General features: G+C 34.8%; 1 protein-coding gene. It reads left to right on the forward strand.

The features are described 5' to 3' along the window. Positions 1 to 276 (forward strand): RHS repeat-associated core domain-containing protein (locus FIA58_RS21225; protein ID WP_140964682.1); only part of this gene is annotated, 276 nt, incomplete at both ends.

Consider the following 276-nt stretch of genomic DNA (forward strand, 5'->3'; position numbering starts at 1 on the left):
GAAAACCACTATTATGCTTTTGGGTTAAAACATACTAATTATAATAGTGATTGGCTATTATATTCTAAAAATTCATCTGGAAACATCACTTTAGGAAAGAAAGCACCTAGCGTACCAGTATTACCTAGTTACCAGTATAAATACAACGGCAAAGAACTGCAAACTGAACTGGGATTGAATATGTATGCAATGGATATGCGACAATATGATCCTGCTATTGCTCGATGGGTGGTGCAAGATCCTGTTATTCATGAAAATTTTTCTCCATATAGTGCT

Source organism: Flavobacterium jejuense, assembly GCF_006491595.2.
Taxonomy (GTDB): Bacteria; Bacteroidota; Bacteroidia; order Flavobacteriales; family Flavobacteriaceae; genus Flavobacterium; species Flavobacterium jejuense.